The organism is Mesorhizobium sp. 10J20-29, from assembly GCF_054130485.1.
On the sequence record NZ_CP199156.1, the window covers coordinates 2,128,504 to 2,154,049 of the forward strand.

General features: G+C 60.7%; 26 protein-coding genes and 1 tRNA gene. 11 read left to right on the forward strand and 16 right to left on the reverse strand.

Annotated elements, in window-relative coordinates; all coding sequences use genetic code 11:
- Position 1 precedes the first annotated feature (1 nt).
- Positions 2-4,285, reverse strand: coding sequence for a right-handed parallel beta-helix repeat-containing protein (locus tag ACT2BZ_RS10185; RefSeq protein ID WP_457940839.1), 4,284 nt, complete (start codon positions 4,283-4,285; stop codon positions 2-4).
- Positions 4,286-4,466: 181 nt separating this feature from the next.
- Between ACT2BZ_RS10185 and ACT2BZ_RS10190 the strand changes: the two genes are divergently transcribed.
- On the forward strand, positions 4,467-4,766 hold the full coding sequence (locus ACT2BZ_RS10190; protein WP_457940840.1) for a hypothetical protein: 300 nt from the start codon (positions 4,467-4,469) through the stop codon (positions 4,764-4,766).
- A 521-nt stretch (positions 4,767-5,287) separates the two neighbouring features.
- Positions 5,288-7,036: an SIR2 family protein gene (locus ACT2BZ_RS10195; protein WP_457940841.1), complete on the forward strand. Its 1,749-nt coding sequence runs from the start codon at positions 5,288-5,290 to the stop codon at positions 7,034-7,036.
- Positions 7,037-7,152: 116 nt separating this feature from the next.
- On the opposite strand, the gene ACT2BZ_RS10200 is transcribed toward ACT2BZ_RS10195, so the two are convergent.
- On the reverse strand, positions 7,153-7,374 hold the full coding sequence (locus ACT2BZ_RS10200; protein ID WP_457940842.1) for a hypothetical protein: 222 nt from the start codon (positions 7,372-7,374) through the stop codon (positions 7,153-7,155).
- Positions 7,375-7,524: 150 nt separating this feature from the next.
- Between ACT2BZ_RS10200 and ACT2BZ_RS10205 the strand changes: the two genes are divergently transcribed.
- The 6 genes from ACT2BZ_RS10205 to ACT2BZ_RS10230 all read left to right on the forward strand — a co-directional run bounded on the left by ACT2BZ_RS10205 (position 7,525) and on the right by ACT2BZ_RS10230 (position 11,274).
- On the forward strand, positions 7,525-7,983 hold the full coding sequence (locus ACT2BZ_RS10205) for a hypothetical protein (RefSeq protein WP_457940844.1): 459 nt from the start codon (positions 7,525-7,527) through the stop codon (positions 7,981-7,983).
- Positions 7,984-7,986: 3 nt separating this feature from the next.
- Positions 7,987-8,337, forward strand: a complete 351-nt coding sequence (locus tag ACT2BZ_RS10210) for a hypothetical protein (protein WP_457940845.1) — start codon at positions 7,987-7,989, stop codon at positions 8,335-8,337.
- A 150-nt stretch (positions 8,338-8,487) separates the two neighbouring features.
- Positions 8,488-8,679, forward strand: a complete 192-nt coding sequence (locus tag ACT2BZ_RS10215) for a hypothetical protein (RefSeq protein WP_457940847.1) — start codon at positions 8,488-8,490, stop codon at positions 8,677-8,679.
- Positions 8,680-8,689: 10 nt separating this feature from the next.
- On the forward strand, positions 8,690-9,067 hold the full coding sequence (locus ACT2BZ_RS10220; protein WP_457940849.1) for a thermonuclease family protein: 378 nt from the start codon (positions 8,690-8,692) through the stop codon (positions 9,065-9,067).
- A gap of 111 nt (positions 9,068-9,178) precedes the next feature.
- Positions 9,179-9,436: a hypothetical protein gene (locus ACT2BZ_RS10225; protein WP_457940850.1), complete on the forward strand. Its 258-nt coding sequence runs from the start codon at positions 9,179-9,181 to the stop codon at positions 9,434-9,436.
- A 1,274-nt stretch (positions 9,437-10,710) separates the two neighbouring features.
- The gene (locus ACT2BZ_RS10230; protein ID WP_457940851.1) at positions 10,711-11,274 is read left to right on the forward strand and encodes a hypothetical protein; all 564 of its coding nucleotides are present in this window, start codon (positions 10,711-10,713) and stop codon (positions 11,272-11,274) included.
- Positions 11,275-11,316: 42 nt separating this feature from the next.
- Here the strand turns inward: ACT2BZ_RS10230 and ACT2BZ_RS10235 are convergent, their stop codons facing one another.
- The 3 genes from ACT2BZ_RS10235 to ACT2BZ_RS10245 form a co-directional block, all read right to left on the reverse strand.
- Positions 11,317-11,607 (reverse strand): hypothetical protein, encoded by a 291-nt coding sequence (locus tag ACT2BZ_RS10235; RefSeq protein ID WP_457940853.1) that lies wholly within the window; start codon positions 11,605-11,607, stop codon positions 11,317-11,319.
- Positions 11,608-11,753: 146 nt separating this feature from the next.
- A tRNA-Arg gene (locus tag ACT2BZ_RS10240) sits at positions 11,754-11,830 on the reverse strand.
- 351 nt (positions 11,831-12,181) lie between these two features.
- Complete coding sequence (locus tag ACT2BZ_RS10245) at positions 12,182-13,015, reverse strand: hypothetical protein (RefSeq protein WP_457940855.1); 834 nt, start codon at positions 13,013-13,015, stop codon at positions 12,182-12,184.
- A gap of 209 nt (positions 13,016-13,224) precedes the next feature.
- Here ACT2BZ_RS10245 and ACT2BZ_RS10250 point away from each other — a divergent pair, with 209 nt between their 5' ends.
- A complete protein-coding gene (locus ACT2BZ_RS10250) occupies positions 13,225-14,340 on the forward strand; it encodes a sugar-transfer associated ATP-grasp domain-containing protein (protein WP_457940857.1) in 1,116 nt (371 codons plus the stop codon).
- A gap of 19 nt (positions 14,341-14,359) precedes the next feature.
- Here ACT2BZ_RS10250 and ACT2BZ_RS10255 read toward each other — a convergent pair whose 3' ends face one another.
- The 7 genes from ACT2BZ_RS10255 to ACT2BZ_RS10285 all read right to left on the reverse strand — a co-directional run bounded on the left by ACT2BZ_RS10255 (position 14,360) and on the right by ACT2BZ_RS10285 (position 20,438).
- The gene (locus ACT2BZ_RS10255; RefSeq protein ID WP_457940858.1) at positions 14,360-15,292 is read right to left on the reverse strand and encodes a hypothetical protein; all 933 of its coding nucleotides are present in this window, start codon (positions 15,290-15,292) and stop codon (positions 14,360-14,362) included.
- Positions 15,289-15,594, reverse strand: coding sequence for a hypothetical protein (locus ACT2BZ_RS10260; RefSeq protein ID WP_457940859.1), 306 nt, complete (start codon positions 15,592-15,594; stop codon positions 15,289-15,291). The genes ACT2BZ_RS10255 and ACT2BZ_RS10260 overlap by 4 nt, the downstream gene beginning before the upstream one ends.
- A 165-nt stretch (positions 15,595-15,759) precedes the next feature.
- On the reverse strand, positions 15,760-16,206 hold the full coding sequence (locus ACT2BZ_RS10265; RefSeq protein WP_457940861.1) for a DUF302 domain-containing protein: 447 nt from the start codon (positions 16,204-16,206) through the stop codon (positions 15,760-15,762).
- A 184-nt stretch (positions 16,207-16,390) separates the two neighbouring features.
- Positions 16,391-17,356 (reverse strand): ATP-grasp fold amidoligase family protein, encoded by a 966-nt coding sequence (locus ACT2BZ_RS10270; protein WP_457940863.1) that lies wholly within the window; start codon positions 17,354-17,356, stop codon positions 16,391-16,393.
- Positions 17,357-17,504: 148 nt separating this feature from the next.
- The gene (locus tag ACT2BZ_RS10275) at positions 17,505-18,215 is read right to left on the reverse strand and encodes an SDR family NAD(P)-dependent oxidoreductase (RefSeq protein WP_457940864.1); all 711 of its coding nucleotides are present in this window, start codon (positions 18,213-18,215) and stop codon (positions 17,505-17,507) included.
- 106 nt (positions 18,216-18,321) lie between these two features.
- A complete protein-coding gene (gene xth / locus ACT2BZ_RS10280) occupies positions 18,322-19,095 on the reverse strand; it encodes an exodeoxyribonuclease III (protein WP_457941268.1) in 774 nt (257 codons plus the stop codon).
- 131 nt (positions 19,096-19,226) lie between these two features.
- Complete coding sequence (locus ACT2BZ_RS10285; RefSeq protein ID WP_457940865.1) at positions 19,227-20,438, reverse strand: hypothetical protein; 1,212 nt, start codon at positions 20,436-20,438, stop codon at positions 19,227-19,229.
- A 305-nt stretch (positions 20,439-20,743) separates the two neighbouring features.
- Here ACT2BZ_RS10285 and ACT2BZ_RS10290 point away from each other — a divergent pair, with 305 nt between their 5' ends.
- Both ACT2BZ_RS10290 and ACT2BZ_RS10295 read left to right on the forward strand, forming a co-directional pair.
- Complete coding sequence (locus ACT2BZ_RS10290; protein ID WP_457940866.1) at positions 20,744-22,063, forward strand: ferredoxin reductase family protein; 1,320 nt, start codon at positions 20,744-20,746, stop codon at positions 22,061-22,063.
- Positions 22,056-22,181: a hypothetical protein gene (locus tag ACT2BZ_RS10295; protein WP_457940867.1), complete on the forward strand. Its 126-nt coding sequence runs from the start codon at positions 22,056-22,058 to the stop codon at positions 22,179-22,181. Before ACT2BZ_RS10290 ends, ACT2BZ_RS10295 begins: the two co-directional genes overlap by 8 nt.
- A gap of 16 nt (positions 22,182-22,197) precedes the next feature.
- Here ACT2BZ_RS10295 and ACT2BZ_RS10300 read toward each other — a convergent pair whose 3' ends face one another.
- The 4 genes from ACT2BZ_RS10300 to ACT2BZ_RS10315 are packed head-to-tail and all read right to left on the reverse strand — an operon-like array spanning position 22,198 to position 25,544.
- Positions 22,198-22,896: an SDR family NAD(P)-dependent oxidoreductase gene (locus tag ACT2BZ_RS10300; RefSeq protein ID WP_457940868.1), complete on the reverse strand. Its 699-nt coding sequence runs from the start codon at positions 22,894-22,896 to the stop codon at positions 22,198-22,200.
- 56 nt (positions 22,897-22,952) lie between these two features.
- Positions 22,953-23,696, reverse strand: a complete 744-nt coding sequence (locus ACT2BZ_RS10305; protein WP_457940869.1) for an MBL fold metallo-hydrolase — start codon at positions 23,694-23,696, stop codon at positions 22,953-22,955.
- Positions 23,697-23,700: 4 nt separating this feature from the next.
- Positions 23,701-24,765 (reverse strand): ABC transporter ATP-binding protein, encoded by a 1,065-nt coding sequence (locus tag ACT2BZ_RS10310; protein WP_457940870.1) that lies wholly within the window; start codon positions 24,763-24,765, stop codon positions 23,701-23,703.
- Entirely contained in the window at positions 24,762-25,544 is a 783-nt protein-coding gene (locus tag ACT2BZ_RS10315; protein ID WP_457940871.1) for an ABC transporter permease, read from the reverse strand. Before ACT2BZ_RS10315 ends, ACT2BZ_RS10310 begins: the two co-directional genes overlap by 4 nt.
- Positions 25,545-25,546 lie beyond the last annotated feature (2 nt).

The following is a 25,546-nucleotide window of genomic DNA, read 5'->3' on the forward strand; positions in this document are numbered from 1 at the left end:
GCTATGGCACCCTTAGCAAGTTGTTGCCGGCCCCACCAATTCCGGCCCGAGGCGTGGTTTTGATCTGGGTTCCCCTTGCGTGCTGAATGCGTCGCAGCGTCAAATAGGTGGTGCTGTCTCCAGCAGCGGCTCCACTCGATGGAAAGTACATGTATTGCGGCACACCAGCCATGTCAGGCCGGTTGGTCAGTTGGTGCCCAAGCTCGTGTGGGAAAGCCCCTGGCACATTCTGAGTAGCGCTGTTGAGACCAACCATGACCAAATTGGCGATGTTAGCCGGGACACCCGGTTGTGTCGCAGCGTAGCCGGGCCGCCACTGCACCGCAAAGAAGTTGTCAGGGGCGCCGTGATTGAGCGGAGCAACAAGGTACAGATCAACGATATCGTTGTTCGGATTGACGTCAATATTGACGGCTGACCTCATCGCCGGGTGAATAGCCCGCTCGTCAGCACTTAAGCGGTTCCCCGCCGCATCGCCCAATCCGTCGGTGAAGCCCGGAATAGTGGTGAACAGCACTGGACCAGGGTTAAGCACTGTTCGCCCAAGTTCATGCACCCTTATGCAGTCGACCGCGAGATAAGACCGCAGATGCAGCATCTGCCGGTCGATTTGGGCTGTTGTCCAGATTGGCCCCCATGTGCCGCCCAACCCGAAAAAGACCGAGCCGGCGCTGATGTCGATGAACGGCTCATTGGCATCTCGCCGACCCGGGGTGAACGGGGGCGTGGGGATATCAATCCAGGGCTCGTTGAAGTTGTAAATCATCACCTCGAGTCGGTGGCGACGTTCCGGGTTGCGCTCGCATACCGGAATCTTCATTTCCACATTCTGGCCAGCGACGGCCCCCACGGGTTGATACGTCAGAACGACCTCGCCATCGACGGTGGCTCGGTGCGAGCGGTCCTCTGCTTGGTCATCGCAGACTACGCCGGCGGTCGACCTGACCGCAAAATCATCGTCGGCGTTGTCGGTGTCGTAGTTGCCGTTGCCATTCAAGTCGGTAAAGGCTTCACCTGCGTCGTGTTGGCAGTTTCGATTCGTGTCGGTGAACGGCTCATTATATACGTCTGGGCCCACGATCATCTGGGATTCGGAGGCGAAAATGCCTGTATTGGAGCCCGTCTCTACGAGAGTAATTTGCGTCGGGTTGTCGTCGGGCAGGGGCACCGGCAGTAGCGGTACGCCTCCAAAGGTGAAAGTAACGACTCTTGTCGTTGAGATGTTGGTCGTGGTTGTATCGACTGCACTCGGATCAGCGTCCAGCCGATAATCTCGCAGCCGGACGTAGATCCGGTTTGGATCCCTATCGATGAAATTGTTCCAGGCGTTGGCAGCCGTGCCAACAGCATTGCGAACTGCTGGCGGGACGCCCCCAATGTAGCCGGTAAGGCCGCCACCGACGCCGCCGATGTCAGCGCCCCAGCGACCGAAATTAACATGGGTCATGGCCGGATCGGACATGTCGATTGTGCGCGCCGGCGCTGCCGAGTCCTGTACTATCTGGAGCAACGCGTTGCTAATCTCGGATGTGTTTCCGTTCAGGTCCGTCACAGTCAGCGTGACATTGAGGCCGTTGTTAGAGAGACCTGCATGGGCGAAGTGAAATCGGCCGTCGGCGCCGACAGTTGCGTTGCCTAGATACTCGGCCGCCTCGTTGTTCGTATCTTGAAAGACTTCCACGCGGCTGCCGGACGGCTGAATCATTTGCCCGTCAACACTCGCAGCAGAAACAGCAGTTAGTACCGGAGGCGGCGGTTTCCCGTTTGCCAGGCCTGATAGTCGGATGCCCCAGCCGATGTTAGCCGTGATCAGATTCTGGGTGAAACGGTTGTTTATGGAGGTACCACCCGTCGCAGCGATTCCATCGCGCACATTGTGGGCAATCGCGTTGGCCGGTCCGACCGTATTCTCCGACGAGTCGGCTAGAACGAGCCCGTGACCGTCATTGGGCATCGGATTGTTCTGGCGGTCACGGCCAATGAAATTGTTAAGGATCTTGTTGAGCTTCCCACCGGATATATGGATAGCATTTCCAACATTACGGCCGATCGTGTTCATATTTATCAGGGCACCCTCGGCGTTGTGAAGCGCGATGCCGGCTCCCTCGCCGACGGCGGGTGGAACACCGATGACGATTTGCTTCGTGGCAGCATTTCTGACAATCGTGTTCTCGCCGAACAAAGTTCCGTCTCCGATGGTCGGCTTTGCGTCGCGCGAATAGAGGCCGCCGCCGACCTTGGCCGTATTGTTATCTAGCCGGTTTCCGACGATTTGGCCGTTGTACCCGCCGAAGACGGCGATCCCACCGCCAAGGCCACGGTCTGGCTGCGGCGATGCGGCCGTGTTGCCAGTGAAACTATTGCCACGAACTTCATTGCTGCCGCCTTCGATCAGCAACCCGCCACCATTGCCGTTCACCGTTGAGTTGGTTTCGAATCTATTGACGTCAGTTCGCTGGCGACCGCCGATTACGGTAGTTGGTGAGTCCTTGATGTAGAGACCGCCTCCATGATCGTCAGCCCTATTAAGCTTGAAATAGTTGCCCAGGATCGTAGCCTTACAGCGCGCCAGAATCGCAACACCGCCGCCACTCGCCGCACCAGTATTTGCTCCGTGGATGGCTTTGTTATTCTCGAATTCGTTGCCGACGAGCTCAATTCGCGATCGACCGGTACAGGCCAATCCACCGCCAACGCCGTCTTTCGCTTGGTTCAAACTGATTGTGTTTTTCTGCACCGCACTGAGACCGCCAACGAAACCTGCTGAATCGATTATCGCGATACCGCCGCCAGAGGATATTGAGCGATTGTCGGAGATTGTATTTCCCTGAATTCTTGCAGTTGACTGCTCTATTACAACAATGCCCCCACCTATCGCGGCACGTGTTGGAGTTTTCGAGTTACTGATGATCTTGTTATCGATAATTGAAAATTCTACCGGTGTTCGTCGCACGGAGACGCCGTTCTGGTGGTTGTCCCGAATTACATTGCTTCGTATTTCGCCCTGCATTTCATCCGAAATGCTGACGCCGCGCCCTTCGTTAGCTCTGATCTCGGGATTGTCCCGTATGATCGCTGTTCCTGGCCCAAGCGCGAACAATCCAGTCGCGTCGTTCTCAGTGATGCGGTTTTTCTCGACAAGGGCATCTGGGATCAAGTTAAGATAGACACCGAAATTACCGTTGTTATGAACCACCGCGCGGCGAAGGATGAACCTGCCGAGCTGATCGGCAAAAATGCCGTCGCCGCCATTATTGCGAACGTTAATATCGGAGAACAAGAGCCGGTTTGTGGTCTGCCGAGCGGATATGCCCCGCTGACCATTGTTGTCGACATCGGTGTCAATGACGCTTCCGTACGAGTTCCCGGAGTATGTGACGCCGTGTCCGCTGGGGTTGTTGGAAATCGTGCTGCGTGTCGCCCCTAGGCCCCGGATCAACATCACTGAGCCAGCGCGGGCATACGCCCCCCCATTTGCGTTGTTCGTGATCTGGCCACCTTCGATCAAATTCGCAGGCGAATCATCTGCCACGAAGCCAAAACCGCCGCCGTCCTTTATCTCGACGTCAATCAGGTGAGAGGTGCTTCGGTCAATGACACAGATCCCGTCGGAGAATGCATTGGTCACGTCAACGTCTCGGCCGTTAAGCGTTGAAGCCTGCCGCGCAACAATGCCGTGGGCGCCAGTTGGACCAATCTGCACCCGAGACAATGTGAGTGTTGTGCCGTTGACAATGATGCCGCTGCCGCCTGTGCCAGTCACCTGCACACGGTTTAACGTCAGCGCAGGGCCGCTCGTGCCGCCGCCGCCGCTCGCGACAACGCCTTGAGCCGAGGCGCCTCTGATGACTAGGTTCTCTAGGGTCACCCCGGCTGAACTCGACACCCTCACGCCAACTGTACCGCCGGCCACGACTGTCGGCGACGTGCCGGCACCTCGTATGGTGATGCCTACGCTTACATCAATATGCCTCGGGACCCCTGCCGGGACATTTGGTTCATGGGCGTTGAACGGGCCAACGCCTCTGATCTCGATAACCGTATCTGAGATTAGATTTCTCCGCAGCGCATAGAGCGCGCCCTGAATGGTACGGAAGCGCTTTGTCCTTAGAGATTGGTCTGGGGGGATGCCATTGGCAGGATCGCCACGGTCAATTCCGGGAATACCGTTCGTGTCGTCTTGCGCCCCCGGCTCGATGACTACGACGGCGTGGGCCGACCCCGAGCCGACGAGCGACAAGATCGCCCCAAATGAAATCGCAATGGCAATACTTCGTATCGACATGACCACCACTCCAGAGTGTGGTAGCGAGATAGTGTAGCACAAACCATCCCGGTTCACCAATTCAGCCATCGGCGGTCTGGCAGCAGGCGCGGCGAAAATCAGGATCCTGTCGCGCCCGGCCAGCGCCTTTCAGGCTGCCGCGATCTCGATAGTTTAGCCAAAGTCTTGGATCTCGAGGCGCATGTCCAAGCGCAAGCCAAAGGTCCGGAGAGGCTCCCGCTGTGAGCCGTTTCAATCCCGGACGCTAACGCTGATTGAAACTCGGCAGGAGACACAGCAATGGCCACCATTGTCGATTCAAAAAACCGCAAGCCTGCGCGAACGCGCCAACGCAAATTCCGATATCATCAATTGGGACGATCCGTACGTGAAAGAGCTTGCGCGCGTCGAAGGTCGCGTCTTGATTGACGGTCTGGTGCGTGTCGAGCTGGCGCTGGAGTCCAAAGAGATTGCGATCGGCGCAACGTCGTCGCTTAGGTGACCAGATGTGAAGTGCCAAAAGGACGCCCTTGGTGGCGCTCCTTTCGTTGGCCCGACACAGGACAATTTTCCCGAGAGACGCACGCTTCCGGTGCTTTGCTATCAATCCGCTACCATCAAACAATCGCAAAGCTTTGCGATGCATGGCGTGACCACTGTGTCAATAAGGGAGTGCATGCACCATTTAGCGCGATCCAATCGACGGAGGCTCGCTGCTGCGGTTCTATCTCCGAGCTACACGAGCATGAGGGCGCTGGACCGAGCCTAGCCCGCCCAGCGTCCGGGCACAGGCCTAGGCCACCCCCCGGTACAGTCCCTCGCGCCGTTCTATTGGGGCATCGAACCGCGATTGGAATTTGTCGCGGCGTGGAACTTTTCTGATTGAAAGATAGGGCGTAGTCAGGATCGGGTCCGATTCAGATCCAGAGCTTATCCTCGGGCAATCAAGGGACTGCAAACAATGTTTGAGCCCCGCAGGACGATGGATCGGCGTTCGAGAGGGTGAGATGGAGTTTCCTGAAAATGATCGATCTAGATCCTTTAGATGCACTAGCGTTGACGTTGCACCACTCGCCGGGGGTGCAAGCGCTTCTACTCGGCAGCGGTATATCTCGGCCGGCCGGAATTCCCACTGGGTGGGAGATTACACTTGATCTCATTAAGCGCCTGGCCAGTGTGCAGAATGTAGCGGACAAACACGACTGGGCCGCGTGGTACCGGGATCGATATGCTCGAGAGCCGAGCTACTCTGAAATACTGGACTCAGTTGCCACCGCGCCGGCAGAACGCCGTTCGATCATACATAGCTATATCGAGGCCCGCGACGATGAGGATATCCGCCAACCGACAAAGGCGCATCATGCGATAGCGAGATTGGTAGCACTCGGCGCCGTAAGGGTCATCCTGACAACGAATTTTGATAGGCTGTTGGAGAGCGCGCTTCGCGACGCTGGTGTGGAGCCAGCCGTAATTGCGTCAGAAGACGCCTTGGTCGGCGCAACGCCTCTGGTTCACTCGCGATGCACGGTCATCAAACTCCATGGCGACTATATGGACGCTCGCATTCGAAACACAGCGGACGAGCTTGAGCGTTATCCACCGGCTGTTGACGCCGTTCTAGACCGAGTTCTCGATGAGTACGGTCTGATAATTGCTGGGTGGTCCGGCGATTGGGATACCGCTCTTCGCAATGCGGTCCTTCGAGGAACGAGTCGAAGATACCCGTTTTATTGGGCAGTACGCGGCAGTCTATCCCCGATGGGGACAGACTTGCTTCTACATCGCAAAGGGCGAGCAATCGCCATCGACGATGCGGACAACTTCTTTTCGCAACTATCCAACAAAGTCGACACACTAAGCAAACTCGGTCGGGCACACCCCGAATCGATTGCGCTGACCGTTGCGGAAGGAAAGCGCCTCTGTCGCGATGACCGATTTGCCGCGGAGTGGTCTGACCTACTTGCACGAGAAGTCGATCGGGTTTCCTCGTTTGTGAACGGGCCCGATTTCCCTCGCGACTCCCCCACCAACCAATCAATTAATGATCTGGTGAGGACAACTATAGCCCGATCCGAGGCAATCCGAAGGCTCATTCTAGTTGGGATCCGTTGGGGAAGCGAAGAAGCTTTCAAGATCACATTGCGGGCAATCTCTGCGATGGCCTTCGATGGATCAGACAGCTCGGGGGTAAGATATCCATGGCTGACATCCCTAAGCCAGCTCTCAGCATCTATGGCATTCCATTGGGCTGTAGCCGCGGCCTTACTTCGCGAAGATTTCGGCCGCGCCTCGCAGGTCATGAGTCTGCCAATCAAGTCCCGAAGCGAGGGGCAACGACCGGCGGTCTCCGCATTGCCTTTGGCCGCACTCGACAGTGTCCAATGGAAGGTGCTTGAAGGATACGAGGAAAGAAGAACGCCCCACAGCGATTATTTCTCTGAGATTTTCCTGAACGAGGCCCGTGACCTGGTTGTCGGCCTCGATGAAGCTGAACAATCTTGGGACGATTCCGAGTTTTTGATCACGATGGAGGCGGCTCACCGACGATCATCGATAGTCAAAGATAGTGGACTTTGGTTTTGGGTCCCACTTGGGCGTTTTTATTGGAGACGTAGCGGTCAGGAGTTGAAAGATCGGCTAAATCGTTTCAGCGATTTGCCTGTAGACTCGGCGGAGTTGCAGGCGGGTCTTTTGGGGGGAACCCCACAATCGGCCAAGGAGGCGGCGGAAGAGGTCAGAAAATTTATTCGCGAGAATGTTCGTTTCTTTTGACGATCTTGCTGATGGGAGGATGGGTAACTTAGCGCCTCGCGAAGAGTCCTGCACCGCGGTATCGAATTGGATTCCGAGTGCTTGGCACCTTGGAAGGCCGCGACACGTACGGGTCGCTACTTATCGCAGCCAATTCCATCGCCGTCGCGGTCCAAGCCATAGATGTCTGTTCCGATGACGATCACCGGCCCTTGAACATACGCCGGGCCGTTACCCTTGCCTCCCGCGCAATCCACGTCACTGGCAATGGGGACGCAGGGCGGGGACTGGTAGTCCGGGTCGCACTCCTGCGCGCGAGCCGAAAAGCAGACGAGCATTCCGGTTGCCGCAAAGATCATTTGTCTGCATCCGCGCATTGTGCTCCCCAAAAGCCCCTGCAGGTTCGCTATTTCTGTCAGCGTGGGGCGAGACTTTCTGTATACGACCTAGAATATTTCTGGACTATCTCGTCCACCTCCCTCAGTAGACGCAAGGGGGGGGATTCTACAATGAAATCGATAGCAATATTGGTGGCCGTTGCTGCGCTGCTTTGCGGTTGCAATGCAAGTACCACTGTTCAGCGCGGCGATATCAGGTCCGAGAGTACCAACAGTCTGTGCCAAGCCTGGCTCAACAGCAGTGATCAACAGCATCGTATCGAGGTCGCCGAAGTGCTTAGAAAGCGCGGTGCGTCGAATGATAAGTGCCGCCGCCTCGTCCAGGCCGACAATTCGATCGCGACTGGAATTGCCATCGCGGGACTTGGGGTGGCTGCCGGCGCCGCAGCCAGCAATGGCGGCGGGGGCTACTATCCGAACGCCTACGGTGTCGCTTGGGACCAATTCTACGATCAGTACTACCAACTGACTTGGCGTTGCAGAGACCGCGCGACGGGGGGATTCGTGGACGACTATCGTTGCAACGGGAAGCCTATGGTAGACTCCACGTGGCCCGGATGGACCGCGTGACCCATGTCAGAGCTTGTTGAGAAAGTGCTGGTCGAACTCATCCGCGCAACCGATGCGGCCGAGCGCCCACCTCTGTTTGCACGCGCCAGGCTGCTTCGACAAGCGGCTGTGCTGATCGAGGTTCTCAGGGAAAGGATCAGTTTCCAGGACGGGGACGGCGCCGTAGCAGGACTTGCCGAAGAGCTCAACGTCAAGGCTGACACCGTGGATTTGCAAACTTGGCCAGAGGTGAGCGGATTGATCCTGAGGGCACGATCGGCGATCGAGACGCTCCAGCGGGAGCTCGATCACACTATGGATCGGGACTATGAAAATTTGATCGATGACTTGAACGCGTATCTGCGTGATCGATGAAAACGTCTGCGATTTCGTTGATGGATATTCCCGCTACCGCAAGATAATCGTGATACAGCGCAGGCATCTGACCAGAACTCGGCAGGCCACTTTGTCCACGCTCTGCAGGGTCCGCTGATAATCCTCTCATCAGTTCAGATGGAGGTTCAAATGCTGACCCACGAGACGTTTTTCTTCACCACCCTTACCCTTACCACTGTCAGCGGAGCGACCGCTGTCGCGATTGTCGCATTTGGCGATACCCGCAAGAACGCGGGCCACCGTATCGTCGCTCAGACATTTGCGCAGATCACATTGCTCGGGGCAGCCGCCATCATTGCGCTGCTGAAGATTAGCGCCTAGGGCTGCCGATATGCTGAGTTTGATTTCCTCGACGATCATCGCCTGCGCCAGCCTATCGGCAGTGGATGGCGACACGATCAAGTGCAACGGTCAGAACATGCGCATTATGGGGAATGGCGCACCCTTCAAATCAGGGGTCGATACGCCGGAGATCCGAAACGCGCAGTGTGCCAAGGAACGCTTATTGGGCGTCCAGGCGAAGTTGCGGCTTTCCGAGTTGATAGTCGAGCCGGGGACCGAGATCGAAGATTCTGGCAAGCGTGATCGGTATGGCCGCCCACTAGTCTGGGTGCGTCTCGCCAACGGGAGAACGGCAGGGGCAACGCTTGTTGCGGAAGGCTACGCAGTAGTTTGGCGGCCAGGAGCAAAGGTCTCATGGTGCGATTGAGCTTCGGCACGGCACTTCGCTGCAATACATTGCTTCCAGTTGATATCAGATTAACTTGACGAGCTGCCCGGATGGGGCAGCACTTCAGTTCTGGCGAGGGGAGCATTTGCGATGCATATTATTATCCAAGTTTTTGGCATCATCGTCGTGATTGTTGGCGGCGCAGTTCTCTATTTCGGGTTGGGCGCTGCAGGCGAAGCTGCCGGTTCCGGTCTGGTAGCTGTTGCAGTCATGGCCACGGGCCTGGGCACTGTCGTATCTGGGGCGGCGATCTATTGCTTCGGCGCCATAGTTCAGCATCTGATCGCGATCCGGCGAAACAGCGAAGCGCAGTTAGCGATTTTCCAGCAAAGGATTGGGCAACGATGAGCAGGACTGGATACTACCTGGGTGGACACAAAATCATCCGAGGCCCTGCACCAAGCAGTAAGGGTCGTCCGAAGGTGGAGTCCAAACTGATCTGGGCGCCGGCTGCTCTCGAAACAGAATTGCGTGCAAGCCGTCAGGGCCAACGGCCAAGCGCGAACCCCCAATCGAGCCAAAGAGGGTTGGATACGGCTTGTGCGGTCACTGCTAAGAAGGAATAATGTCCTAGTGCGGCGATTCTCATTTGGAGTTCGTCATGTCTGGATATCGCAAGAAACCTAGCCATCTCTCCGAGCCGGAAATTGACCGGCTTTTGGAGGATGCCGAGAAACTGCACGCCACGATTTGCCGCCCGCTGATCTCGCCTCAGAGCAGCCATTACAAAGCTTGCCTCGCCCTCAATGAGGCAATCTCGCGCGCAATTATCGAGATCACTGGAAAAGAACCGCCATGGTTCTTTCGATCAAGTAGCGGGCCCGTGAGGTTGGCCGCTGACCGCCCGCATTATCGCCCCCCAAACCATAGTGAATAGCTCAAGACGCATCTTCTGCCGAAGCCGAGGCGCATCACAGTTTCGTTCCGACATGGTCAGAACCGGCGCGACGCTCGACAGGGGCAGGAGAAACCGAATGTGAAACCTCTACAACTTGGCAACCACGCAGCAGGCCGTTATCGAATGGTCGCGCGCCAGGGCTAGGGAAGCAAAAGCCGCCTACTCGGCTCCACAGTAACCGGACAAGGCAAAGCCAAGGGCGATGCTGGCGGGCTCTATGAGGGCCGCGCGCAGGCCCTGACGGAATCGCCAGAAAAGGCTATGAAGCATGTGGTAGGGCAGCCCTTGGGTGAAGCTTTGGCTCAGAGCGGCTGCGCACGGAGTGTGGTGCAATCCTTCATCCTCACATGCGCCGGGCGACCAAACTTCGGACCGCAGCGGCGATAGGCAGACTCAGGCTAGAAGCACTCCTGGCACCGAGTAAATTTGACTGACTTATCCCCTAGAATTTTTCAATGAACGTCCAACGATCATTGCTACACGAAGTTGTTCGTGAATACTCTATAAACCTTCAGCATTTTTTGGGAGGGGCGATATGAGGCAGAGCATATATATCGCAGTCTTGGCGTTCTTGCTTGCCGCGTGCGCTCACGTCGCGCCGCTTCCCTCCGAATATGACGTAAGTGTTTCTGATGTAGTCAATAATGTCCGATGTGAGTTCAGGAATGCTAGCCGCGATTTCCGATTCTTGAGTGATGGGCCCGGTTGGCGCGCGGCAACAAACTTGAGTCTACAAGTTGTTGCGTCAGCAGACGTTGGCGGAGACCCGAGACTGGACGCACCATTGTCGCCGGGCTTACTGGTTGTCACGGCAGGCGCGAAGTATCTCGGTAAGGCTGATAGCACTGCCTCACTGAAATTTACGCAGAACCTAGACAACTGGGAATCTATCCCTTGCGACACCCCAAATGCCGACAGGAAAAATCTCCCGCAACTCAGGGGTGATCTGAAGATATACGACTGGCTCAAGAACATCCGGAATACAATTAAGGAGACCGATTCAGAGATTCCTGAGGCCGGCTACACTGTCGAATTCACGATTGATAAAACCGCTGGTCTTGGCCCTACATTCTCGCTTGTTCCAGTCGGAAACAATTTGTTTGGCGCCTCCTTTAAGCTAAACGGAGGCCGCAAAGACGTGCACAAAATCATCATTGCCTTCGCACGAAATGAGCCACCGTCTTCTGGCGGGAAGAAAGGCAAGAAGGCGCGCGAAGCCGCAGATAACAAGGCTATCCTCGACCAGCTAAACGTTCTGACTATTATCGACGCGGTGAAAGACAAGTAAGTATCGAACGGCAAATGCCGGCCGACAAATCCGCATGAAAGATCAAGGGCAATACCCGCGGATCTCCACCCGCTCGACAATCCACGACTCTGGCGTCCCGCTCGGCCCCGCGGACTTCGTATACCACCAGGAATTGCACGAGGTGGAGAAAATAAAGACGCGCTGGCCGGTCAGGTTGAAATAGTTGTCAGGCGTGGCGCCGTTCTTCAGCATGAAGTCGGACAGCGGGCGACCGACATAGGTCGAGTTCAGGAGTGCTGTCTTGTTGGCTTCCTGCTCGACGGTCGTGCAGCCCGCAAGGAATCCGACCGCAATGACGACTGCGCGCTTCATTGTTCCGATCCTTTGGTGGCTTTGGGAGGCAGCTCGGCTTGGCCGATCCATAGCAAATTCGACGGCCAGGCGAGCCCTTATGTGGGACGACTGTGTGGGGCGGTTGAAGCAACCGCCTGACAAATCCGATAACGCATTGATTTCATTGGCGCACCCGAGAGGATTCGAACCTCTGACCTCTGCCTTCGGAGGGCAGCGCTCTATCCAGCTGAGCTACGGGTGCTGGCCGGGAACCGACGTGGGCTCCGGGCGCGGCAGCCTGACGGCCGCCGCAACCTGGCTGTCATAGCCGAAGAGACATGGCGCATCAACGGCCAATATGGAGGCTGCGCTGTCCTCCTCAGGCAGATGTCAGAGGTTCGAACTCTCTCGGGTGCGAGTGGCGGGGATGTGCCTGTCGATCAGGTTCTATTGCTGTGATTGCGGCAGTAGTCGGTGTCGACCAGCTAGGGCGACCCGATACTGGTCAGTCGGGTAGAGAGCTATCGGTCTGGAACACGAAAAACCCCGCCAAAATTGGCGGGGTTTGTCGAGATAGCGAACTGCAATCGCGCTAGCTCTTGCGAGTTTCTGGTTAGTCGACCGCAGGAACAGCGCCGAGCCAGCGTCCGAAGTTGGGCAGATCGGGAGCCGTGTTGCGCTCGCGGTCCTGTGGGGTCATTGCGCCGAAGCGGAACTTCAATCCGACACGCACCGTATGGTCGGTCAGCTTTTCGTCTCCACTATCAACACTGTGTTCGATGACATGAATGCCTTCGTATGCAGCAAACACAGACAGTGCGCCACCACCGACAGCGAGGTCTGGCGTGTGCTCAAGCTCCAGACCCCACGCGATCAGATCCGTGTCGTCTTGAAACTCCGGATCTGAATCATAATCCTGGGTCCCGTTCGCATAAGCGATGTCGCCCTGGAGCATCGTGCGCCCGCCATTGAAGAACGCTTGACCAATGCCGCGGATGAAAAAGGCATCATCAATGTGTTCGCCGTCGTCACTGTTCGAGCCGAGATAGCCACCCTGTGCCGCAAATGAAAGATTGTTGAAGTTCGTGCGGGCCGCGAGACCGGCGAAATAGTGCGTCGCGTTCTGATCGTCGTCGTCGCTTTGGTCAACATTAAAGGTCTTGCCACCACCTGCGAACGCACCGAAGAGATACTGGTCAGACGTCCATGCCGCCTGCATGCCGGCCGTAATGCTGCCGGCATAGGTGTCATCGACGTCCAGATCATCGTCGTAGAATGAACCCTCCCCGCTAATCTCGGTCTGCCAAAGCCAAGAGTCGCCGATAGGAACAGCTGCTAGACCGCCGCCACCCATCAGCGGAAAACCGTCATCCTCATCGCCATCGTCATCAATAGCGTCGCCGGTCCGCCATAGGTAGCCACCCCAGACGTTTACTTCGACAACCATCTGACGTTCCGCCGACTTGGATGTCCAGACTTGGTGGCGCGGGCTCGCGATCAAGCATCTGTTGGAGAGAACCGCAGGATCCGAAGCTGCTTTACGCGAGCCTGTGGCCTCGCTCCCGAACGACCCTTGGATAGACGGCGGGCCGGCAGCCCGACAGACTTTCGCAACGCAGACGTCGCCTGTATGAAATCCCAAACCGGCGAGGGATCATGACGGTAGCAGATCAAGGACAAGTGACGCTGGGCAAGGTCCATCCGCCGGTACCGGACCCACGGTTCCTGCCGAAGATGAAGCGAAAGCTGCGGGCGTTCCGGCAGGCAATACGCTGCACGGCCATTCCCTGGCTTCTGGCGCGCGGCAAGAAGCCGATGACGGTCCAGATGGCGGAGGTCTACGACATTCTGCGCGTCTATCGCCGCTGGCCGGGATATTGCTTCCGGTTTCGCGGGTATCTGAAAGAGCCGGACAGGGCCGAGCAACTCGTTTCGCCACGGCTGCTCGATAAGGTGCAGTTCGATCTGAACCGCAATGCCGACCTGCAGCTTGTCGGCGACAAGCGCCGGTTCAGAATCTGGATGCAGGAACTCGGCTATCCGGTCATTCAGGAGTTCTTTTCCAAGTACGGACCGGGCGCGATCGTGGACGGCGAGGGCGCCCTAGTCCCGCTCGAGCAGGTCGCCGCCTTCCTGAAACAGCGCAAGGGCGACCTGTTCGTCAAGCCGCTTGGCAGTTCGCTGGGCCGCGGAGCCTTCGTCTGGAAGCCGGGCGACAGCACCGGCTTCCTTGAAAGGGAATGCACCTGGATCATTCAGGAACGGTTGAAGCAGCACCCTGATATGAACCGGCTTTACCCCGGCGCGCTCAACACGCTGCGCATCCTGACGGTCGAACATGCCGGACAGATCCATGTCGAGATGCTCGTCTTGCGGATCGGGTCGGGTGGATCCTGCGTCGACAATTCAGGCGCTGGCGGCCTGTCGGCCCGCGTTGACCCAGACACCGGCAGGATCGCCACCCCGGCGACGAGACGCTACGAGTTCGATCCGAGCCAGCGGCCTTATCGAGAACACCCAGACACAGGGGTGACGATTGAAGGGTTCGAGATTCCGTTCTTTCGGCAGGGCCTTGAGATGGTCGTCGATGCAGCGTCGAAGACCAGCAGCTTCCGGTCGCTCGGATGGGACGTTTGCTTCATGGGAGACGGCCCGCTGATCGTCGAGGCGAACGCCCAGGCCTCGGTCGACCTCTTCCTGCGCTTTTGCGATGTCGCAAACACGGCTACCGGCCGGATGGCTCGCGAAACCTACGCGCGCCGCGGCGGGTAGGGTCTTTGGCGCGGTAGGGTCAAGTTTCGTTCTTGCCGGCCAGGGTCGCTTCGTAAAGCGCCAACAACCGGTCGATCCCCTTTTCCAGATCGGCGTTTGCACGCAGCCATTGCGTCGCTCTCGCGGCTTGTGCCGGATCGTAGTCGTCGATGGCGCGATTCAGCGCATCGAGCGACACGGGGGAAGAGAACGACCGATAAGAAAAATTGCCCTCGTAGTAGTGCCGGATGTTATCTCCAGTGAGAAAGCCTCCGACACCGTTGAAGTCGGTCACCACCACGCCCGCGCCCGCACAGCAGGCCTCCAGCGCACATCGGCCGGAGGCGAAGACGAGGTCGAACTCCGCGCAGGCCTTGGGCAGGTTGTCGACACGGTTGAAGTAGCGCGGACCGATGGACCGCAGCATCCGGCCATGCTTGAGCGCGATCCAGAAAAGTTGCGCGTAGAGACCATAGCCGCGCTTCTGCTGGCCGACGAGAAGCCAGCGGGCCGGCCTCGCGGGCAGAGGCGCACTTCTCGCCTCGAAGCGCCGAAGGTCGACGTAATTGTGGGCAAGACCATGCGTCGGCCGTCCGGTGTACCGTGCAATCTTCTCGATGATGCGCTGGCTCACGCCGGTGATCGCCACGATGTTCGTGCCCTCGACGCTGAAGCTCGTCGGCACGAACCGATGCCATTGCAGGACGGCGGGCGTGCTCGGAAACGCCCGGGTCGTTTCCTGCGCCATGGTCAGATCGTTGAAGTGAATGATGTCCGGCCGGAACGGGATCGCGGCAGGATCGGTGGACACGCAAACCCCGTTCCTCTCGACCTCGGCCGCAATTTCGCCCGCCTCGCCCGTCAGGATGGCGACGCGATGTCCTCGCCGCGCAAGCCCGAGACTGTAGTCGCGGGTGACGATTTCAGTTCCGGTTCTTTTTGCGAACCGTTCGTTGACGATCAGACTATTCACTGAGGCCTGCGGCGAAAAACGCTGGATACCCTTCGACCCGCCTGCGCTCTTTTGCTGGACGCGATGACTTGTCCGTGCTGAGCATGGTCTGCGGCGATGCTGGGCCAATTGCACGTGCTGACCAGCAGTGTTGCGATCTGATATGTGCCGTGTCGCGAAGCGATGGTAAGCATTAGCGGATCCGGGAAGGCCTCTTCGAGTTGGACAACCCGGCCGTCCGCATCTCGTTCCATGCCGAACGTGACGATCAATTGTCTTGTTCGGCTGGCCATCTGCATGACGTACTCGTCATCGACGTTCAATACCGCGGCCACCTTTTGAGCGCCTTGCCCGACGGCGCAGGGGGCGGGTGCTGCTGCTGCGCAGCCAGTCGAGAATGCCGGGCAAGAAACCATGCGCGGGTTTTAATATAATCGGGACTCGAAGCAAGGCATGCCGGCGGCACTGGATGCGACCGAGAACCTCGGCTACTGCGCGGCCATGCCGGTCAGCTTGCCGAGAGCCTCGCCCATCGCTTCGAAGGATTGATCGGCGCCCTCAATGCCATACCTGGCTTTCAGGGCCTCTGGCTTCTCGTAGCCGATCATGGCCGAGCCGTTCTCCTCCCAGACCAGCACGCGGATGGGCAGGTCGAGGCCGGCGCGGCGGTCGGCCTGGATGATCGGCGTTCCCACCTTGGGATTTCCGAAGATGACCAGAACGGTCGGCTCCATCTCGGCGCCAATCGACTTGGCTCCGGCAGCATGGTCGACGGTTGCAAACACCTTGGCGCCGGCAGCCTCGATGGCCGTCACCAGCTTCTCTACCGTCGTCGGAACATCCGACCTGCTTTGCGTGGTGACCCAGGTGTCGGCGGCCAGCCCGGCATTCATGCCGAGGGCCAGGAATGCGGCTCCGATGATCAGTCTTTTCATGTCCATCTCCTTTGCGCCGGGTGAGCGCCGTGATCGCATCGCGTGGGGCGAGGTCGTCCTGCTCCGCAACGATACGACGATCCGGTTCGAAGTGACCGTCCCGGCATCTCAGGACTGTCGCACGGGCACGGACAGCCCTCGTTCAAGAATTGCAGGGCAACGTTCACTTCATGGTGTGTTTCGCTCAGCTAAGGTCGGAGAGCCTTGCATGCGGCTCGTGCTGATCGAGCTGAGCCTTCAGACGGTTCCTGTATAGCTGCAGCAGGCCCGCGGCTTCGGTAGTCAGGAACCACGAGCGGCGCAGGTCCCACAGTTCGCCCTGGCGCGCAAAGACCTCGGGCCAGTCGATGCGGTCGTAGCCGCCTTCGGAATAGAAGGTGTATTCGGAAAACCATATGTCGCCGTCGGTCTCGTAGAGATCGACCCGTACCGAATCGAATTCCCGCCCCAGCCTTTCGGCCGAAGCGAGGATCGCGTCCCAGTTGTCGGGCTTGTCGTGATGAACCGAGAAATAGCGGCCGCTGCACTCGGTGATCCGTGAGTTTCCGGCCCGATCGAACAGCACATCGAGCGGATTGTCGCCGAAACGGTCGACCTTCATGTAGACATAAATGCAGCGGTCGCCGGCCATGTAGCATTTGTATTCGCGGTCGACCGGGCGGCCGGAATGCATCACCATCTCTTCGACGAAAAGGCGGGGCGCGATGTCGCGGTAGCCCCACTGCATGCGGCCGCGGCCGTAATAGCGCCGGCGCATCCACTTTCGTGCCTTGCGCAGCATTTCCCGTCTGTCGTAGCGGCCGTCATGCACAAGGAAGTTCCAGCCGCTGCCGTGACTTGCCTTGACGACGCAATTGCCTGCAAGCACGGAGGGCGGGATCAGCGCCGGGTCGTCGCCCTCCCACAGCGTGGCAGGCAGCCGGATGTCGGGGAATTTCTCGCCGATATGCTGTTTGCAGCGCAGCTTGTCGATTCGTTGCGGCAGGCGCGGGTCGTGATCGAACAGCTTTCGCCACAACATCTTCTCATTGTAGTTGCGCGGCCGCGAGGGCCGCGGCCAGTACCCCATGTTCCGGAAGTAGCTGAGCATCAGGAAGGGGTGTCGGACATAGAGCCAGATGTCGAAGAGTCGAAAGAACCGATGCTGCATGCTGATTCTGAATGTTCCTCCCAGAAAGGTGGACGGTCATAGGGGATCGACGGTCGCGTGGCTAGCCGCAGGGTTGTTTCACGGCCACCGCGGAGTCCGAAACCGCGCCTGCGAATGCCGGTTTTGGCGAATGATGCGTGCTTGGCAATCACCACACGATGGGGCTGCCGTCATAGGCGAAGAAGCCGCCGGACTGGTCTGCGGCGAGGCCGTCGAGCAGGCCAAGCAGCATGGCTGCCGAGCGCTCGGGCGTCAGCCGTTCGCGGTTGCCGGCGAAGGGGTCGGAAAGCGCCGTTTCGACCGTGCCGGGATGCAGTGCGGCCAGTACCGCCTGCGGTCGGGTCCGGGCGATTTCGATGGAAGCGGTCCTGACGATCTGGTTCTGGGCCGTCTTGGCGGCCCGGTAGGAAATCCAGCCACCGAGCCGGTTGTCGCCGATGGAGCCGACACGCGCCGAGAGCGTGGCGAAGAGGGCGCGACGATCCTTCGGCAGCAGCGGTACGAAATGCTTTATGAGGAGGGCCGGCCCGATGGCGTTGAGCCTGAACTGCGCGGCCATGGCCATGGCATCGATCGCCCGGATGGACTTTTCGGGAGCAGCTCCGTCGATGACGAGGGCGCCCGTGGCATTGAAGACGAAGTCGAGCCCATTGGTCTGCGCTGAGATGCGTAGGGCGGCATCAGCGACGGATGCCTCGTCGCCCACGTCGAAGGAGGGGTGATCGCGGCGCGACAGTCGCACGAGCCGGCCGCAGGCGGGATCTGCCTCGACAAGCCGCGCGATCGCCGATCCGATGCCACCGGATGCGCCGATGACGAGGGCTGAGTAGCCTTGCCCGAGTGATGAGAGCCTTGTCATGCCGATCCGTTGCCTGCGACGGACCGGGGTAGCGGCCCTCCGCCTCACATGGCGTCCAGCGCCCGGAAGGCAAGTATCGAGCCCGCGTTGGGGGCAGACGTGTCGCCTAGGGTGCAAGTTCGATCCAGACGGGTGCGTGGTCGCTCGCGCCTTCCTGCCCGCGCACCGCCCGGTTGACGCCGCCCGCGGCGAGCCGATCGGCCAGATTCGGGCTAAGAAGCAGGTGGTCGAGGCGCAGGCCGGCGTCCCGCTGCCAGCGCATTCGTTGGTAGTGCCAGAAGGTGTAGAGGCGCTCCTGCGGGTAGAGCTTATGCAGTGCGTCGATCCAGCTGCGGCCGACGAGCCGTCTGAACGCGGCGCGACTGTCGGGATGGATCAGCGCATCGTCGTCCCATGACTGTGTCGGGTAGATGTCGAGATCGGTCGGGGCGACGTTGAAGTCGCCGGCGAGCACGACGGGGGCGCCGCTTCTGCGCAGCGCAGTGGCATGCTTGTGGAGCCGCTTCAGCCAGGCGAGCTTGTAGTCGAACTTCGGGCCGGGCAGAGGGTTGCCGTTCGGTGCGTAGATGGAAGCGATGAGAATGCCGCGCACCGCCGCCTCGATGTAGCGCGCCTGCTGGTCGGACGGATCGCCGGGCAGTTCGGTACGGGTCAGCACCGGTGTTGAGTCGCGCGCGAGGATGGCCACCCCGTTCCATGTCTTCTGGCCAACCCAGACAGCCTGGTAGCCGGCCTTCGCCAGCACTGCCTGAGGGAAGGCTCTTTGCTCGGCCTTCAGCTCCTGCAGGCAGACAACATCGGGGCGCGCCAAAGCGAGCCAGGCCAGCAGGTTGGGAAGGCGCCTGTTGACGTTGTTGATGTTGAAGGTCGCGATTTTCATGGCGTCGTCCGGGTCCCTGCCGAAACCGGGCTGGCCGGCTTCCGTGCCGACCCAACGCCCGACGGCGGGCATTGTGCCGTACCGCCGCGGGAAAATGCCTCCAAGGCGCTACGTTTGGGCGAGGAGCCGCGTTACGCGTCGTCGCCCGAGGAGGTCCAGCGGGCCGTCTTGCCGTCATCTCGCGAGGCCGGCATGGACCAGGCATCGTCGCTGACCGCGCGATAGGCCTCGAGGGCCTTTGCGTCAGCCGCCTTCGCCTCGTCATTGGCGTCGAGCGGAGAAAACAGTGCCTCCAGGTAGCCGGCAGGAAGGGCGCCGCTCGCCAGCCTGTCGAGCAGGTTGAGGGCGCCGAGTCCGCCGGCTTGGCCGGTATCCTCGAGGCCTACGAGATTCTTGTCGCCGACGATTTCCTGCGTAACCGTGCGGGTCCTGACCTGCTCCCTGCCAATCGCGACGAGCTGTTCCCCGGTCTTTACCCACTCGACGCCGAGTACGACTTGGTGTTCGCCCGTCTTGACGCGCTCGATCCCGACGACCACCGTTTCGCTGCCGATGACCACCTGCTCGGTGCCGACCTGGACCTGCTCGGTGCCGATCACCTGAGCCTGCGTCGTTCCGGCGACAAGGCCGAGCTTGTCGAGTGGACTGCGCGAAAAGTCGAGAAACCCGTTTGCGACGTCGGCAATGGTCAGCGAAGTCTGTCCGGCGGCCTGCAGGCTGAGTTTGCCGTTGCTGTCGATCGAGGCGTCGAGGCCGCCCACGCTGTCGAGCGCCGAAACCAGCGCGCTGGCCAGCGATCCACTGGTGTTGTCGTAGGCGAAGTTCTGCGTCACGCCGCCCTGGGTCACGCTGATGCGCGACGACGACGCGAAGGTCACGATCGCCTTCTCGCCGTTCCCGACGGTCACGGAAAAGTCGGCGCCGGTGTCGATCTTGGCGTCGCTCAGGCCCTTCTTGTCGTCGAGCCGCTTGCTGCCCTGGACTTCTGCTGCCCAGACGTCGCGTGCTTCGAACACGGCGCGCGTCTCGAAAATGTCGCGCGTCTCGGTGATGTCACGATCCTCGAAGATGTCCTCGCTGCCGATGACCTCGCGTTCCTCGAAGATGTCCTGCGTGCGTGCGACCGCGCGCGTTTCAAAAGCCTCCCTCTCGACCGTGCGGGTGTTCGCCTCGTAGATCGGCCGGTATTGGCCGCCGATCTCGCCCGGCCGGATGCCAAGGCGGGAACTCGCCTGCTGGTTGGACAGGCTGGCGAGGCCAGCGCCGGCCGTGGGCCGGTCCGGCGCCGGGCCGCGGCTGCCGAGAATGGTCAGTATGGCCGAACCTGTCTTGTCGATCTGCATCAGTCTGGTCTCCTGCGCGCATGGCGGGCAACGCCATAGTGCCGTGCTTTATCAGATCGGGCTTGCTACGGGTCTAAGCATCGTGCCGGCATTTTTGCCGCCGGGTTAACGGCGCGCTAACCATGCAAGCCCCTCTGAAGCACGGGAAATCCGGGCAGACCTTGCCGCCATTGCGCGGGATCAATGCCTTTGCACGAGAGAGACGGGAGGATGTGCTAGCCTGAAGTTCACACGCAGTACCGGCGCGACCGTCCAGCGACGTGACGGTAGACCAAATACCCGAAGCGGAGGATCGACGACGGACCATGAATCCGCGGCTCCTGATTGCCCTCTACCTCCTGATCGTGCTGCTGCCGCTTGGCCTGAGCTGGGCCGGCGGGCGTCCGCCCCGCTCCCTCTGGGACGAGCTGGCCTCCGGCGCAGGCATGCTCGCATTTGCGATCGTGCTGGCGGAGTTCCTGCTTTCGGGACGCTTCCGCACGGTGTCGAATCGCATCGGCATGGACGTGACGATGCGGTTTCACCAGCTGCTGGCGCGCAGCGCGCTGGCGTTGGCACTGGTCCATCCCTTCCTCTACAGCGCACCGACCAAGCCGGCCTATCCGTGGGACACAACGCGGCAACTGACGCTGAGCGACGATTTTTCCGCCTATTCCACTGGCCTGTTCGCCTGGCTGCTGCTGCCGGTCCTGGTGCTGCTGGCAATCGGCCGGAGCCGGCTCGACTATCGCTACGAGACTTGGCGGCTGATGCACGGCATCGGCGCAGCACTCATTGCCGGCCTGCTCCTGCACCACACGCTCCACGCCGGGCGCTACAGCCAGGACCCGCTGCTGGCTGGCGTCTGGAAAGGGCTGTTTGCAATCGCGCTGGCATCGCTGCTCTTCGTGTATCTGGTCAAGCCGGCGTTGAAGCGCCTGTCGCCCTGGGTAGTCGAGCGGGTGCGCAAGGTCGGCCTGAAGACCTGGGAGGTCACGATAGCGCCACAGGGGCACAAGGGGCTGCGCTACCAGGCAGGGCAGTTCGTCTGGCTGAATATTGGGCACGGCGCGGCGTCGCTGGCGGAAAATCCCTTCTCCATCAGCTCGGCTCCCGCCTCGGGCAACCGGCTTCAGTTCATCATCAAGGAACTCGGCGACTTCACCAGGACAGTGGGCGCCATCGCGCCCGGAACGCATGCCCATGTCGACGGGCCGCACGGCAATCTGGTGGTCACCGGCCGCAAGGAGCCCGGCATCGCCCTGATCGCTGGTGGCGTCGGCATCGCGCCGCTGATCGGCATCCTGCGCCAATTGCATTACGAGGGAGACACGCGCCCGACGACACTCGTCTACGGCAACCGCGTCGCGGAGCAGATTGCCTGCAGGGAGGAGCTGGAGACGCTCACCCGTGAACATGGAACGCGGGTCGTGCATGCGCTCTACGAGCCGCCGGAGGGTTGGACCGGGCGAACTGGCATGTGCGACGGCGACCTGATCCGCGAGGTATTCGACAGCGCCGAAGCCCGCCAATGGCTTTACGTTCTGTGCGGCCCGCCGGCGATGATGGAGGTTGTAGAGACAGCGCTGATCGGCATGGGCGTGCCGGCCGGCCAGATTCTGTCCGAGAGGTTCGACTATGGATAGATGGCTGGCGAAGCGTTCCGCCGAAGGGCGCAACCGCGTCGTTTATCGCGTGCTGAATCTCGCGATCGTTCTTGCCCTGCTCCTGTTCGCGCTGCGCGGCCTGCTGACAACAGGATAGGGCGCGACGGGGATTCCTAGAAGCGCTCGACCCAGGGCCTGATCGACAGTTCTTCCGACCAGGTGGAGCGGTTCTGGCGGATCAGCGCCAGGTAATTCTGCGCGATCGCGTCCGGGTCGAGCATGGAGTCCGGCTTGTCGGCGGCTTCGCTACGCTCGCGATTGCGGATGCCGCCGTCGATATTGACCCAGGCGACGTGGATGCCCTGCGGATGGAGTTCGCGCGACATCGACTGCGACAGGCCGCGTTGCGCGAACTTGCCCATGGCGAAGGGCGCCGACTGCGGGAACCCCTTCACGCCCGCCGAAGCGCCGGTGAACAGGATGGTGCCGCGCACGCCGTCTTCGGGCTCCTGCGCAAGCATGGTGCGCGCTGCCGCCTGTCCGACCAGGAAGGCGCCGTAAGCGGTGACCTCGATCGACCGCCTGACCTCCTCGGGATCGAGCTCGGCGACCGGCCCGCGCTGCCGCGCCGAGGGGTTGTAGATGACGATCCGGAGCGGCGCCGGCGTTCCGGCAAAGAGGGTGGCGACATCGGCGGGCTTGGAGGCGTCGCAGGCGATGGTTGCAGCACCAGTCTCCTCGGCGAGTGCTGAGATCTTGCCGGTGTTGCGTGCGGCGAGAACCAGCCCGTATCCCTCACGGGACAGCAGGCGCGCGAGCGATGCGGAGAGTCCGTCGCCGACGCCGACGATCAGCGCAGTATCCTTGGTCATGGCAGAATCTCCTCTCGGCAGTGCCATATCACTCTGCGCGTCGGCGGCGGACAAATCTACAGGTGGCAGCCGGGCATGCGCTTGTGCGCCAGGTACTCGTCGATGAGCTGGCGGTAGCGGGTCGCTCCGAAGCTCGGAAAATGCCCGCCATGCACGATTGCAACCGGCAGGTCGCGCATGCGCTCCAGCGTCGCCAGATAGTCGCCGGCGTCCGAGTGGTAGGCATCGTCGATCAGCGGCCCGTCATAAACGATGTCGCCCGACAGCAGCGTGCCGGTCTTCTTCTCGAATAATGCGATGCCGCCCGGCGAATGGCCCGGCGTGTGGATCACCTCGAAGGCGCGGTTGCCGAGATCGACGACGTCGCCGGCCTCGAGGATGCGGCCGGCAGGCGCAGCCGGTATCTGGTACCGCGACGCGTCCCAGCCTTCGGGCGAGGAGATGAACATCTCGTCGGTGGCGTAGCGGTCGGCGAGCGTCCAGTCGTTGCGCGGATCGGCAAGGATCGCGGCCTCGGCGGCGTGCACGCAGCGGTCGGGAAATTCGTGGTGGCAGCCGATATGGTCGAAATGCGTATGGCTGGCGACGCAGACGAGCGGTCGTTCCGCAACCAGCGGCACGTGTCGGCGCAGGCTGACATGGCCGAGCCCGGTATCGAACAGCAGGTCGCGGTCGCGGCCGCGCACGTGCCAGATATTGCAGCGGAAGAAGGGCTGGATCCACGGCTCGTGGATCAGCGTGACCCTGTCGGCCATGCGAAGCGTCTCGTACCAGTGGCGGTGCGGGATCGGCGCTTCCATCGTGTCAGCGCGACATCAGGATCATGTCGGCGGCCGGGCAGAACAGCTCGACGGTGTCGCCGACCGAGACCGGGCGGTTCGACGGCACCTTGACGATGAAGGTCACCTCGGGGTTCTTGTCCGAGACGGCGAGAAGCCGCTTGAAACTGCCCTGGAACACTACGTCGGTGACCTTGGCTTCGCCGAGCGCCACCGAGGGCGGCACATCGACCAGCGTGATGTGCTCAGGCCGGATCGCCAGCGTCACGTCGAAACCCGGTTCGCCCGACGCCGAGATGGCGACCGGGCCGACTTCGGTGGCGACGCTGATCTCGTCCATGCCGAGATCCTGCACCTTTCCGGTCAGCAATGTGCTCTCGCCCATGAAGGTGGCGGTGAAGCGCGAGGCGGGTCGCGAATAGACGCGCTCGGGCGGCCCCTGGTCCTCGATGCGGCCTTGGTTCATCACGACGCAATGGTCGGCGAGCGCCATCGCCTCTTCCTGGTCGTGCGTGACATGAATGAAGGCGGTGCCGACGCGTTTCTGCAGGGCCTTCAACTCGTCCTGCATCTGGCGGCGCAACTTCAGGTCGAGCGCGCCGAGCGGCTCGTCGAGCAGCAGCACGGCAGGCTCGACGACGAGCGCGCGGGCAAGGGCCACGCGCTGGCGCTGGCCGCCCGACAGCTGGTGCGGCTTCTTGGAATAGGCGTCGGCAAGGCCGACCATGGCGAGCGTCTCGCGCACCTTGGCGTTCCGCCTCGAACGGCCGACGCCGCGCATCCTCAGACCGAAGCCGACATTGTCGCCGACGCTCAGATGCGGAAACAGCGCGTAGTCCTGAAACACGGTTGCTGTCGGCCGTCGGGCCGGCGGCGTGGCGGTGCAGTCTTCGCCGCGGATTAAGACGCGGCCCTCCTGCGGCGCGAGAAAGCCGCCGAGGATGGAGAGCAGTGTCGTCTTGCCCGAACCGGAGGGGCCGAGTAGCACCGTGTAGCTGCCCGGCTCGACATTGAGCGCAATCTCGTCGAGCGCTCTGTGCGTGCCGAAGCTGTGCGACAGCTGGCGGATTTCAACGAGGGGCCCGGTCATGCGCGGTTCCTTCGCAGCAGGATGAGTTCGAACAGGATGGCCAGCACTACCGAGACGCCGAAGACCAGCGAGCCGATGGCGTTGGTGCGTGGGTTGAGCCCGGAGCGCAGCAGGTTCCAGATCTCGACAGGCAAGGTGGTGTCGAAGCGGGTGAGCAGGAACGAGATGACGAACTCGTCCCAGGAAAAGGTCATCGACAGGAAGAAGCTGGCGAAGATCGCCGGCCACATGACGGGCACGCTGATCAGGAACAGCACCTTGCATTCCGGCGCGCCGAGGTCGCGCGCGGCGCGCTCGAGATTGACCTGGTTGTCGCCCATCTGGCTGTAGATGATGGCAAAGCAGAGCGGCAGGTTGATCACCACATGGCCGATGCCGGCGGCGGCCAGCGACTTCGGGATGCCGGCGGAGTTGAAGAGGATCAGGATGCCCATGCCGATGATCAGATAGCTGACGGTAAGCGGCAGCGTGATCAGACCGCGCAGCAGGGCGGCGCGCGGCAGGTGGTAGCGGGCGAAGCCCCAGGCTGAAAGGAACCCGAGCCCGACAGCCAGCGCGGACGAGATGACTGCCACCATGACCGAGTTGACCAGCGCCGAGGTCAGCCGCGTATCCCCGAGCACCGCCTCGTACCAGCGCAGCGACGGGCCGGTGAATGGCGGGATGGGGAAGGACGTCGCCTGCAGCGAGAACAGCACCAGCACGACGACCGGCAGGAAGATGAAGGCGTAGACGGCGAGCCCGTAAACGGCGACCAGCAACTTGCCCAGCACCCGCATCG